Here is a 12366-nt window from a genome sequence, read left to right on the forward strand (position 1 = left end):
CATGGTCGACCTCAGCGATCTGCTCACGGACCTGGCCGACGAGTCCGCCCAGCTGGACGCCCTGGTAGCGCCACTACCCGTTGCCGACTGGGCGAGGCCGACCCCGGCCCCGGGCTGGAGCATCGGGCATCAGATCGCCCACCTCGCCTGGACCGACCACGTCGCGCTGTTGGCCGCGACCGATCCCGAGGCGTTCTACGCGACGGTCACCGCAGCGCCGGACGTGACCCGCCTCGTCGACGTCGGCGCCGAGGAGTTCCTCGCCCCGCCGGCCGAGCTGCTCGCCCGCTGGCGGGCCGGGCGAACCGCGCTCGTCGACGCGCTGGCCGCCGTTCCGGCCGGCGGCAAACTGCCCTGGTACGGCACCCGAATGTCAGCCACCTCGATGGCCACCGCCCGGATCATGGAGACCTGGGCGCACGGCGCGGACGTGGCCGATGCCCTCGACGTGGTCCGCCCCGACAGCCACCGAATCCGGCACGTGGCGCACCTGGGCGTGCGTACCCTCGGGCACGGTTTCGCCGCGCACGGCCGGGAGGCACCGACGGCGCCGGTCCGGGTCGAGCTGGTCGGGCCCGGCGGGGAGGCCTGGAGTTGGGGTCCGGCGGACGCCGCCGACCGGGTCACCGGCCCGGCTCGGGACTTCTGCCTGCTGGTCACCCAGCGCCGAAACCGCGCGGACCTCGCTCTGGTCGCCACCGGGTCGGTCGCCGACGAATGGCTCGACGTGGCGCAGGCCTTCGCCGGGCCGCCGGGCGACGGCCGGCGGCCGGACGGCGGGATCGGGGCAGAGGCGTGATCCGCATCGGCAACGCCTCCGGCTTCTACGGCGACCGGTTCACCGCCTGGCGGGAGATGCTCGACGGCGGTGAGCTGGACGTGCTGACCGGCGACTACCTCGCTGAGTTGACCATGCTGATCCTGGCCCGGGACCGTATGCGCGACCCCGACCTGGGCTACGCGAAGACGTTCCTGCGGCAACTGGAGACCTGCCTCGGCACCGCCCTCGACCGAGGGGTGCGGATCGTGACCAACGCCGGCGGGCTGAACCCGGCCGGCTTGGCCGCCGCCATTGAGAAGCTCGCCCACCGGCTCGGCCTGCCGACCCGGGTCGGGTACGTCGCGGGTGACACGATCCAGCGACCGGACGCGTTGAGCGCGAACGCCTACCTCGGCGCGTTCGGGATCGCCGCCTGTCTCGACGCAGGCGCGGATGTGGTGGTCACCGGCCGGGTCACCGACGCGTCGCTGGTGGTCGGCCCGGCCATCGCCCGGTACGGGTGGGGCCGCGACGACCTCGACGAGCTGGCCGGGGCCACCGTCGCGGGGCACCTCGTCGAGTGCGGCGCGCAGGTCACCGGCGGCAACTTCAGCTTCTTCACCGAGCTGCCCGACGGCGGCCACCGGCCCGGGTTCCCGATCGCCGAGGTGTACCCCGACGGCTCATCGGTGCTCACCAAGCATCCGGGCACCGGCGGCGCGGTCACAGTGGAGACGGTCACCGCCCAACTGCTCTACGAGATCGGCGGGCCCGCGTACCTCGGGCCGGACGTGGTCACCCGACTGGACACTGTGACGCTTCACGCCGAGGGGGCGGACCGGGTCCGGGTTTCCGGCGTGCGGGGCACGCCGCCACCTCCCACGCTGAAGGTGGGCGTCAACAACCTCGGCGGCTTCCGCAACTCGATGACGTTCGTCCTGTGCGGTCTGCACATCGAGGCGAAGGCGGCAGTGGTCCGGGGGCAGATCGAGGAGGCGGTGGGCACTGACGGGCTGGAGTTCACCCTTGCCCGGACCGACCATCCGGACGCCGTCGACACCGAGGCGGCCAGTGCCCTGCTGCACGTACACCTGCGGGACGGCGACAAGGCGCGGGCCGGGCGGGCCTTCTCGGCCGCCGCTGTGGAGTTGGCCCTGGCCTCGTACCCGGGCTGCACCCTGACCACAGTGCCGGGCGACGCGACACCGTACGGCGTCTTCACCGCCGACGCGGTGCCGCAGGACGCGGTGGCGCACGTCGCGGTGCTACCGGGTGGCGAGCGGGTGCCGATCGCCCCGCCGATCCGCACCGCCAGCACCTCGCAGGACGAGTCGACAGCGGGTGGCGACGCGGTTGTCGACGGCCCGACCCGGCGCGGGGCGCTCGGCGATGTGGTCGGCGCACGTTCCGGGGACAAGGGCGGCGACGCCAACCTCGGTGTCTGGGCGCGTTCCGACGCCGGGTACGCGTGGCTGCGGACCTGGTTGACAGTCGAACGGCTGGCCGAGCTGGTGCCGGAGACCGCGCCGCTGTCGGTGCGGCGCTACGAGTTGTCGAACGTGCGCGCTGTCAACTTCGTGATCGAGGGCCTGCTCGGCGCCGGGGTGGCCGCGTCCACCCGGTTCGACCCGCAGGCCAAGGCACTCGGCGAGCTGCTGCGCGCCCGGGTCGTCGACCTGCCTGCTGACCTACCGACCGGGGCGTCCCGATGAGCATCGTGGACTCCCCGGAGCGCCGGCAATTGCGCGAGCTGACCCGGGCGTTCGTGACCCGGGAGGTGTTGCCGCACCTTGACGACTGGGAGCGGGCCGGCGAGGTGCCCCGGACGCTGCACGCGACCGCCGCGAAGCTCGGCCTGCTCGGCATCGGCTTCCCGGAGTCGGTGGGTGGCAGCGGCGGTGACCTACTCGACTCGATCATCGTGACCGAGGAGCTGATCCGCTCGGGTGGCTCGTCCGGGCTGGTGGCGGCCCTGTTCACGCACGGGATCGCGTTGCCGCACATGGTCGCGGCGGCCGGTGCCCGTACCGGTGGCTCGCTGGGCGGGCGGCTCGGTGGCGTTTCGTCTCCGGGCGACGACAGCCTGATCGAGCGGTACGTGCGGCCCACGCTGTCCGGCACGATGATCGGCGCGCTGGCCATCACCGAGCCGGACGGCGGCTCGGACGTTGCCGGCATCCGCACCACCGCCCGCCGCGACGGCGACCACTACGTGGTGAACGGGTCGAAGACGTACATCACCAGCGGGCACCGGGCCGACTTCGTGACAACGGCGGTGTGTACCGACTTCCCCGGCAGCGGTGAACTCACATTGCTGGTCATCGACAAGGGGTCGCCCGGGTTCACTGTGGGACGCCGGTTGGAGAAGCTGGGCTGGCACTGCTCGGACACCGCCGAGCTGTCCTTCGCTGACGTGCGGGTGCCGGTGGCCAACCGGATCGGCGCGGAGAACACCGGCTTCCTGGCGATCATGCAGCACTTCGCGGCGGAACGGCTGTCGCTGGCGACCCAGGCGTACGCGACAGCGCAGCGCTGCGTCGAGTTGGCGGTGCGCTGGTGCCGGGACCGGGAGACCTTCGGGCGTCCGCTGGCCAGCCGGCAGCTGATCCGGCACCGGTTGGCCGAGATGCACACCCGCGCGGAGGCGGCCCGGTCGTACGTGCACGAGGTGGCCAACCGGGTGGCTGCCGGCGAGCCGGTGGTGACAGAGGTGGCGATGGCGAAGAACGTGGCAGTCGCCGCCTGCGACCACGTCGTCGACCAGGCGTTGCAGCTGCACGGCGGATTCGGCTACCTGCGCGACGCCGAGGTGGAGCGGCACTACCGCGACGCGCGGATCCTCGGCATCGGCGGCGGCACCACCGAGATCATGAACGAGATCATCGCGAAGGGCATGGGCCTGTGAGCGCGAGGAGTGAGCCGGGCCTGCGAGCCCCGCAGTCGCGAACGAAGGAGGCACAGTGACCACACTGGGCAGCGCTGTCGACCCGTCCGCGGCCTCGTACCTGTCGAACCGGGTCGCGTTGCTGGAGCGGTTGACCGAGCTGGACGCTGCGCTGGACCAGGCGCGCGCGGGTGGTGGCGACAAGTACGTGACCCGGCACCACGCGCGCGGCAAGCTGCTCCCCCGGGAGCGGATCGAGCTGCTGGTCGACGCCGACAGTCCCTTCCTGGAGTTGTCGCCGGTCGCCGCGTACGGCTCGGACTTCCCGGTCGGTGCCAGCGTGGTCACCGGCATCGGGGTGGTCGAGGGCGTGGAGTGCCTGATCGTCGCCAACGACCCGACGGTACGCGGCGGCGCCGTCAACCCGTGGTCGCTGGCGAAGACCCGGCGGGCCGGCGAGATCGCCCTGGCCAACCGGCTGCCCATGGTCAATCTGGTGGAGTCCGCCGGGGCGGACCTGCCCACCCAGGCGGAGATCTTCATCCCCGGCGGTCGGGTGTTCCGTGACCTCACCCGGCTCTCGGCGGCTGGCATCCCCACTGTCAGCGTGGTCTTCGGCAACGCCACTGCCGGTGGCGCGTACGTGCCGGGAATGTCCGACCACGTGATCATGATTCGGGACCGGTCACAGGTGTACCTGGCCGGTCCGCCGCTGGTGAAGATGGCGACCGGCGAGGTCACCGACGACGAGTCGCTGGGTGGCGCGGCGATGCATGCCGGCACGTCCGGGCTCGCCGACTACCTGGCCGCCGACGAACGGGACGGCATCCGCCTGGCCCGGCAGTGCGTCCGTCGACTGAACTGGCGCAAGCAGGGCCCGTCGCCGCGGACGGCGGTGCCGCAGCCACCGAAGTACGACCCGGAGGAGCTGCTCGGCATCACCAGCGCCGACCTGAAGGTGCCGTTCGACCCTCGGGAGGTGCTGGCCCGGATCCTGGACGGCAGCGACTTCGACGAGTTCAAGCCGGCGTACGGGGACGCGCTGGTCACCGGTTGGGGCGAGTTGCACGGGTACCCGGTGGGCGTCCTGGCGAACGCCCGAGGGGTGTTGTTCAGCGCGGAGGCGCAGAAGGCGGCCCAGTTCATCCAGCTCGCGAACGCCTCGGACACCCCATTGATCTTCTTGCAGAACACCACCGGCTACATGGTGGGCACCGAGTACGAGCAGCGCGGCATCATCAAGCACGGCGCCCTGATGATCAATGCGGTGTCGAACTCGACGGTGCCGCACCTGACTGTGAACCTGGGGGCCTCCTACGGCGCCGGCAACTACGGCATGTGCGGCCGGGCGTACGAGCCGAGGTTCCTGTTCACCTGGCCGAACGCGAAGTCGGCGGTGATGGGCCCGGCGCAGCTCGCGGGGGTGCTGTCGATAGTGGCCCGACAGGCGGCTGCCGCGCGGGGACGCGACTACGACGAGGACTCCGACGCGGCGATGCGAATGATGGTCGAGCAGCAGATCGAGTCGCAGTCCGGCGCGCTCTTCCTCTCCGGCCGGCTCTACGACGACGGGGTGATCGACCCGCGGGACACCCGGACCGTCCTCGGGCTCTGCCTCTCGGCGATCCACAACGGACCGGTGAAGGGCGCCGACGGTTTCGGCGTCTTCCGGATGTAAGCCGTGAGCGCGAGGAACGCAGCGAGGCGGAGTCCCGCAGTCGCGAACGAAAGGCAGGCTCAGGGGACCATGATCAACAGACTGCTCGTGGCCAACCGGGGCGAAATCGCCCGCCGGGTCTTCGCCACCTGCCGCGCGATGGGCGTGGAGACGGTTGCCGTGTACTCGGACGCGGACGCCGACGCGCCGTTCGTGGTCGAGGCCGACCTGGCCGTACGCCTGCCGGGGAGTTCGCCGGCCGAGACGTACCTGCGGGCGGAGCTGATCCTGGACGCGGCCCGGCGCAGCGGTGCGGACGCCGTCCACCCCGGCTACGGGTTCCTCGCCGAGAACGCGGAGTTCGCTGCGGCGGTGACCAACGCAGGGCTGACCTGGGTCGGGCCGCCGGCCGCTGTGATCGCCGCGATGGGCGACAAGCTGGCGGCGAAGGCGCTGCTCGCCGAGGCGGGCGTGCCGATGCTGCCGAGTTGGACCGACCCCGACGAGGTCACCGACTTCCCGGTGCTGGTCAAGGCGTCCGCCGGCGGTGGTGGCCGGGGCATGCGGATCGTGCGGGACGCTGACGAGCTGGCCGAGGCCGTCGCCAGCGCCAGCCGGGAGGCGGCTGCCGCGTTCGGCGACGGCACTGTCTTCATCGAGCGGTACGTCGAGCGTGGCCGGCACGTCGAGGTGCAGATCCTCGGCGACTCGCACGGCACGGTGGCCGCCCTCGGGGTGCGCGAGTGCTCGATCCAGCGCCGACACCAGAAGATCATCGAGGAGGCCCCCGGGGTGCTCCCGGGGGAGCTGCGCCCGGCGCTCAACGAGGCGGCGGTCTCCGCCGGGCGTGCCGTCGACTACGTGGGCGCTGGCACCGTGGAGTTCCTGCTGGCCCCGACCGGTGAGTTCTTCTTCCTGGAGATGAACACCCGGCTGCAGGTGGAGCACCCGGTCACCGAGCTGACCGTCCCCGTCGGTCTCGACCTGGTCCGGTGGCAACTGCTGGTCGCCGAGGGCGTACCACTGCTGGAGCACCTGCACGAGCCGGGCGCACGCGGCTACGCGATCGAGGTGCGGTTGTGCGCCGAGGACCCGGCGCAGGGCTGGCTGCCCGCGACCGGCGTGCTGAGCCGGTTCGCGATTCCGGGGGTCGACCGGGAGTTCGGTGGCCTCCAACGCGCTGGCCTGCGGCTGGACTCCGGCGTCGAGACGGGATCCGAGGTGAGCGTGCACTACGACTCCATGCTCGCCAAGCTGATCGCCTGGGCGCCGACCCGGGGCGAGGCGGCCCGGGCCCTGGCAGGCGCGCTGACCCGAGCCGAGCTGCACGGGGTGGCCACCAATCGCGACCTCCTGGTCCGGGTGCTGCGCAGCCCGGAGTTCGCGGCTGCGGAGATCGACACCGGATTCCTGGACCGGCACCCGGAGGTCTTCGCGCCACTGCTGCCCGCCGACCAGCTTCCGCTGACCGCCCTGGCCGCCGCGCTGGCGGGTGCGGCCCAGCGCCGGACGACCGCGCCGGTGCTGGGTGGGCTCCCCTCCGGCTGGCGCAACGTGCCCGCCGTCGCGCAGGTCAGCCGCTTTACCGGGCCGAACGGCGACGAGATCGAGGTCCGCTACCGCCTGGACCGGACCGGTGGACTCGCCGACTGGTCAGCGGCGCTGCCCGGCGACCCGGCGGCGTCGGAGGCGAAGCCGCCGGCAGTGGCGCTGGTGGAGGCCACCCCGGAGCGGGTGGTGCTCGACGTCGACGGGCTTCGGCGCGCGTACCGCGTACACCGGGTGGGGTCGGCTGTCTTCGTGGACGGCCCGGACGGCGCGGCGAGCCTGGCCGAGTTGCCGCGTCTCCCGCTGCCCACCGCGGCGGTGGCGGCCGGGTCGCTGCTCGCGCCGCTGCCCGGCATGGTGACCCGGGTGCACGTCCAGGTCGGCCAGTGGGTCGCGGCCGGCGATCCGCTGCTCACGTTGGAAGCGATGAAGCTGGAACATCCCGTGCTCGCCCCGATCGACGGCATCGTCGCCGAACTGCCGGTGCCGACCGGCGGTCAGGTGCAGACGGGCGCCGTGTTGGCAGTTGTCGACGAAAAGGACCCCCGATGACCTTCGACCTCACCCCCGAGCAGGACCAGCTGCGCGACGCCGTGCGGGCGTTGGGCCGCCGCTACGGTCACTCCTACTTCGTCGAGAAGGCGAGGGCCGGCGAACACACCACCGAACTCTGGGCGGAGGCCGGACGGCTCGGCTACCTGGGGGTCAACATCCCCACCGAGTACGGCGGCGGGGGCGGCGGCATCACCGAGCTGGCCATCGTCTGCGAGGAGTTGGCGGCGGCGGGTTGCCCGTTGCTGCTGCTGGTGGTCTCCCCCGCCATCGCGGCGACAGTGCTGAGTCGGCACGGCACCGAGGACCAGCGCAAGCGGCACCTGCCGGGCCTCGCCGACGGCTCCCAGAAGATCGTTTTCGCGATCACCGAGCCGGAGGCCGGTTCCAACTTCCACCGACTCGGCACTGTGGCTCGCCGCGACGGCGACGGCTGGCTGCTCAACGGCCGCAAGTGCTACATCTCCGGAGTCGACGAGGCCGGTCACGTGCTGGTGGTGGCCCGTGTCGCCGTCGATGACGGCCCAGCCGGTTCAGCGGATGCGTCTCCGCAGAAGCTCAAGCCGGCGTTGTTCCTGGTGCCGACCGATGCGGCCGGGTTGACCCGCTCCAAGCTGGACATGGAGATCGTGTCCCCGGAGAACCAGTTCCTGCTCTACCTGGACGACGTGCGGGTGCCCGCCGACGCGCTGCTCGGTGAGTCGCTGGACGCCGGGCTGCCGGCGCTCTTCGCCGGGCTCAACCCGGAGCGGATCACTGTGGCCGCGATGGGCGCCGGCACCGGCCGGTACGCCATCGAGCGGGCCAGTGAGTACACCGCCACCCGCAAGGTCTGGGGTGGTCGGAGCATCGGTTCGCACCAGGGGGTGTCGCATCCGCTGGCACACGCGGCGGTGCAGGTGGAACTGGCCCGCCTGATGATCCAGAAGGCGGCCACCCTGTACGACGCTGGTCGCGACCTGGAGGCCGGGGTGGCCGGCAACATGGCCAAGTACGCGGCCGGGGAGGCCGCCGCGCTCGCCGTGGACACCGCGGTGCAGGTGCTCGGCGGGGCCGGCATGACCACCGAGTACGGGGTGGCGACCCTGCTCGGCGCGGTCCGGGCCGGCCGGATCGCACCGGTCAGCCGCGAGATGATCCTCAACTTCGTGGCCCAACACGTCCTCGGCCAGGACAAGTCGTACTGACGCCGCCCGGCCTGCTGGCCTGCCGCAAGATCGACTCGGTCTTCTTGAATCCGCGGGGTCCAAGGACCAACAACCCCCCGACTTCCTGAAAACCGAGTCGATCTCTGCCGAGGCTATGCGGCCTCACGCTCCTCGACCGGCCGGCCGCTCCTGGTGGTGCAGGATCGCCACGGCCACCGCGAAGAACAGCGTGGGCACCAGTGCCAGCACCAGCCACTGCGTCGGGGTGAGCGCGGCGAGGACACCGTCGTGGGTGGAACGCTCCCGGAACGTCCCCGTGGAGCCGAACCCCACCCGGGTGAGCAGCAGCGTGACGCCCACCGGAACCACCAGTGCGAGCAGGCGCCGCCGCAGCACCGCCGGCGTCGACAGGATGGCAAGGGCGAAGAGCAGGTATCCCGCCGTCAGCAGGATCGCCTCGATCCGGCCGACACCGGCGGTGAAGATCCACGTGCCATAGATGGGGGCCGTCGCGTTATCAGCACCCGTCACCAAGGCGACACTCGGAGCAGCAACGCTGACCAGCGTCGCTGCCACCAGTGTGCCAAGCTGCCAGCGCGCGAGGGCCGCCCCGGCGGAACGGGGAGCGCGGACCACGAGCGCCAGCGGGACCATCGCAGCGAGCACGGCGGGCCACAGATGGAACACAGTCGAATATTGTCCGTAGTCCGCAGCGACCCGAACCACCTCGAACGTCGCTCCGCAAACGGCGACCGCGGCTGCCGCCCGGGCCCAGCCGACCACGGCCAACACCGCCACGATGAGCCACAGCACCGCCACCGGGCCACCCGGCCAGAGGACGACCGGCTCCCCGATCCCGCCGGGGTAGCTCTGCGCGAGCATGGCAAGGTGCAGCACCGGTACGCGGGCAGCGCGCACGAACAACATCAGCGCGGCGATCAGTGCGAGCGCCTGCGCCGCCTCCCGCCACGCGTCGGCCGAGAATCGCGCACCCGCCTGGCGGGCATGCGCCCGGAACGCCCCGCCGAGCAGTGCGAGCACGTCTCGCGCGGCGGGCCTGCGTTGGCCCGGGGCCGCGTCGTCCAGCAACACGCCGACCATCTCGTCCTCGTACTGCCGGCGGTAGGCGCGGGGATAGCAGGCCAGCAGCCACCGGTAACCGTGTTCCAGCGTCATGCCGCACCGCCGTCGACGATGAGACCGGCACGGCGCAGTCGCACGCTCGCCGCGTCGGCGTTGCTGCGCAGACGCGCGGATTCCTCGGCGAGCCGTTGCGCCCCGGAGGCGGTGAGTCGGTAGTACCGGCGCAATCTGGACTGCACCTGCTCCTCGCGATCGATGTCGACGAGGCCCTCGGTTCGTAGCCGGTCGAGGGCTGCGTAGAGGGTGCCGGCGCGCAGGTCGACACGCCCGTCGGAGATTCGACGGACCTCGTCGAGGAGCGCGTACCCGTGCCGTGGGGCCTCGACGAGCGCGGTGAGGATCAGATAGGTGGACTCGTGCATGGAAGCCTTCGCCATCGCCACAGCATATACCGCGCGACTGTATATACGGGAACCGTTCCCCTGCGGCGTCAGGCTGGAGTACGGCAGGCAGCGTCGATGCGGTGGACCGGACGGACCCGGCGACCCATCCCCTCCAACAGGGAATCCTCGACGTGGAAGTCGTGAATGCGCAGTTGGTGGCGGGGCAACTCCTCCTCGCTGGGGCAGAGCACCTGGGCGCGGACCAGGTCGACCGGGACGTACCGGACGCCGCCCCGTTCCTGAAGGATCACCATGTTGACGTCGTCGGTGGTGACCACGTGCCCGCGTACGTCCTCGGTGGGCCCGCTCTCCGGGCCCACTGTGGTGACGGTCAGCGGCAACACCGGTGTGGTGATCACCGGCACCGCGGCCCAGATCAGGGTGGCGAGCACCGCCACCTCGGTCACCGACGCCAGCGGCCGGATCACCAGGCCCGGCAGCGGCCCCGCGATGAACAGGGCCAGCAGTGGGGGCACCACGATGAGCGCCAGCACCAGCCACTCGTCGCCCTGCCGCATCGCGTCGCGCATCGTGGGCAGCATCAGCCAGCCGTACCCGGCGAGCAGCGCGCCGATAAGCAGCAGCCGAGGCACGACCCGCTCGTGCAGTCGCGCCGGCCGCAGTTGGAACGCCGCCACGAACGCCGGCAACAGCAACGGCAGGTAGAGCAACGGCCAGGTGATCAGGGCGAGCAGGAAGCTGGCCAGCACCACCCAGGCCGGGGTGATGTCGGCCCAGCGGGCGAAGAGCGGGCGGCGACGGGTGCCCGGTGGAAGTCGATCCGCGCTGACGGCCAGTACCGCGCCGAGCGCGAAGACGGCGACCAGCCCGGTGGAGAGCAGCCGGGCGGCGGTGGTCAGGAAGCCGGCTAGCAGGTTGACCGGCCCCACGTTGGCCACCAGCAGCAGCGTGGTCTGGAGTTCCCCGCCGGCCTCCACGCCGAGGCGGAGCACCGAGAAGATCGCCGGCACGCCCACCACTGCCGTCCAGAACGACTGGCTGGCGCGGGCGCGCCGCTCCGCCGGATCCCAGCGGACCCGCCCCGGCTCGACCTCGGCGACGACCGGTTCGGCCGGTTCGGCGACCGGCACTGCGGCCGGCCAGGCAACCTCACCTCCCGCGCCGGCCGCCGTGCCGTCGACTGTCGGCGAGTCGGCGGCGGGCACTGACGTGCGCGGCGGCGGGACCGGCCCGTCGCCGCTGGTGGCGGTCGGTGCCGCGCTCACTTCGCGGGCGCCTTGTCGTCGAAGTCGACAAGCTTCGGCACCTCCAGCGGCTGCGGCTGGCGCTTCTCGGCCTTCAGCCAGGGGCCCAGGGTCCGGTTGTACGCGGTCTGCCAGGGGCTGGCATCTCCGTCGCGCCCCTGCACATAGCTCTTCTGCAGGAAGAACGCGACCAGGTCGCGCAGCGCGGGATCACCGATCGGCACGCCGATGCCCAGCAACTCGCTGGTGCCGAACGGCATGTCCACGATCTCGAACTCCTTGGGGAAGCTGGCCAGGAAACCGGCAAGGATCGACTCGTCGGAGCTGACCGCGTCGTACCGCCCCTTCCGGATGCCATCGACGCAGTCGCCGACGTTCTTGACGACGAACGTCTTGACCTGGTGTTTCTCCAACTCAGCCTCGGTGGTGGATCCGCCGCTGGTGCAGACCTTGTACGCCGGGTCGCGCAGATCCTCAATGGTGCGGATCTTGTCCTTGAGTCGCACCGGCACCATCACCTCCTGCGTGGTGACGAAGTACGGCCCGGCGAAGCTCACCAACTGCTTCCGGTCTTCGGTCATGGAGAAGCTGGACACCACCAGGTCGACGGTGCCGCCTTGCAGCGACGGGATGCGGTCCTCGGTGGCGACGGACACGAACTCCAGCCGCTGTTCCCCCTCGTAGCCGAGGGAGGCCGCAATGTACCTGGCGATCTCGACGTCGAACCCGACGTGCTGACCGTTTCGCAACTCACCCATCAGCGGCTCGTTCGTGGCGACACCGATCCGCAGCTTCGACTGACCGTAGATGTGTGTCTCACGCATCTTCTCCTGCACGGAGGACAGGGCCGGTTCCTGCCTGCTGTCGCAACCGGCCGCGGCGGCGAGCACGAGAGTCAGAGCGACGGCCAGCGTCGACGCGACCGAGCGGAGCCGGGACTGCGAACTGCCTGGGTTCATGGGCGACCTCGCTACCGGAAGGGCCTGCGGAACACCGAGAGTAGCCGTTCTTGTCCAATCCGTGTGCGTGCGGTGGGGCCTGTCGAATGCGGGGCTCGGATCGACGTCGATCGGCGCGGCGGTCGGC

10 protein-coding genes are annotated in these 12366 nt (G+C 71.4%); 6 read left to right on the forward strand and 4 right to left on the reverse strand.

Annotation, left to right across the window (positions count from 1 at the left end; genetic code table 11):
• The first annotated feature begins 1 nt into the window (after position 1).
• The 6 genes from MED01_RS04275 to MED01_RS04300 all read left to right on the forward strand — a co-directional run bounded on the left by MED01_RS04275 (position 2) and on the right by MED01_RS04300 (position 8588).
• Positions 2-799, forward strand: a complete 798-nt coding sequence (locus MED01_RS04275; protein WP_238667244.1) for a TIGR03084 family metal-binding protein — start codon at positions 2-4, stop codon at positions 797-799.
• Positions 718-2472, forward strand: coding sequence for an acyclic terpene utilization AtuA family protein (locus tag MED01_RS04280; RefSeq protein ID WP_372493580.1), 1755 nt, complete (start codon positions 718-720; stop codon positions 2470-2472). Before MED01_RS04275 ends, MED01_RS04280 begins: the two co-directional genes overlap by 82 nt.
• Positions 2469-3665: an acyl-CoA dehydrogenase family protein gene (locus MED01_RS04285; RefSeq protein WP_238667245.1), complete on the forward strand. Its 1197-nt coding sequence runs from the start codon at positions 2469-2471 to the stop codon at positions 3663-3665. Before MED01_RS04280 ends, MED01_RS04285 begins: the two co-directional genes overlap by 4 nt.
• 55 nt (positions 3666-3720) lie before the next feature.
• A complete protein-coding gene (locus tag MED01_RS04290; RefSeq protein ID WP_238667246.1) occupies positions 3721-5322 on the forward strand; it encodes an acyl-CoA carboxylase subunit beta in 1602 nt (533 codons plus the stop codon).
• Between the two features lie 69 nt (positions 5323-5391).
• On the forward strand, positions 5392-7401 hold the full coding sequence (locus tag MED01_RS04295; protein WP_238667247.1) for an ATP-binding protein: 2010 nt from the start codon (positions 5392-5394) through the stop codon (positions 7399-7401).
• A complete protein-coding gene (locus MED01_RS04300; RefSeq protein WP_238667248.1) occupies positions 7398-8588 on the forward strand; it encodes an acyl-CoA dehydrogenase family protein in 1191 nt (396 codons plus the stop codon). Before MED01_RS04295 ends, MED01_RS04300 begins: the two co-directional genes overlap by 4 nt.
• 123 nt (positions 8589-8711) lie before the next feature.
• Here the strand turns inward: MED01_RS04300 and MED01_RS04305 are convergent, their stop codons facing one another.
• From MED01_RS04305 to MED01_RS04320, 4 genes are read right to left on the reverse strand one after another with little or no spacing between them, the layout of a single operon-like run.
• Positions 8712-9725, reverse strand: a complete 1014-nt coding sequence (locus MED01_RS04305; RefSeq protein WP_238667249.1) for a hypothetical protein — start codon at positions 9723-9725, stop codon at positions 8712-8714.
• On the reverse strand, positions 9722-10069 hold the full coding sequence (locus MED01_RS04310) for a PadR family transcriptional regulator (RefSeq protein ID WP_238667250.1): 348 nt from the start codon (positions 10067-10069) through the stop codon (positions 9722-9724). Before MED01_RS04310 ends, MED01_RS04305 begins: the two co-directional genes overlap by 4 nt.
• A 53-nt stretch (positions 10070-10122) precedes the next feature.
• A complete protein-coding gene (locus MED01_RS04315; protein ID WP_238667251.1) occupies positions 10123-11301 on the reverse strand; it encodes a hypothetical protein in 1179 nt (392 codons plus the stop codon).
• Complete coding sequence (locus tag MED01_RS04320) at positions 11298-12239, reverse strand: transporter substrate-binding domain-containing protein (RefSeq protein WP_238667252.1); 942 nt, start codon at positions 12237-12239, stop codon at positions 11298-11300. The genes MED01_RS04315 and MED01_RS04320 overlap by 4 nt, the downstream gene beginning before the upstream one ends.
• Positions 12240-12366: the final 127 nt, after the last annotated feature.

The organism is Micromonospora alfalfae, from assembly GCF_022230925.1.
In the GTDB taxonomy this organism is placed as follows: domain Bacteria; phylum Actinomycetota; class Actinomycetes; order Mycobacteriales; family Micromonosporaceae; genus Micromonospora; species Micromonospora alfalfae.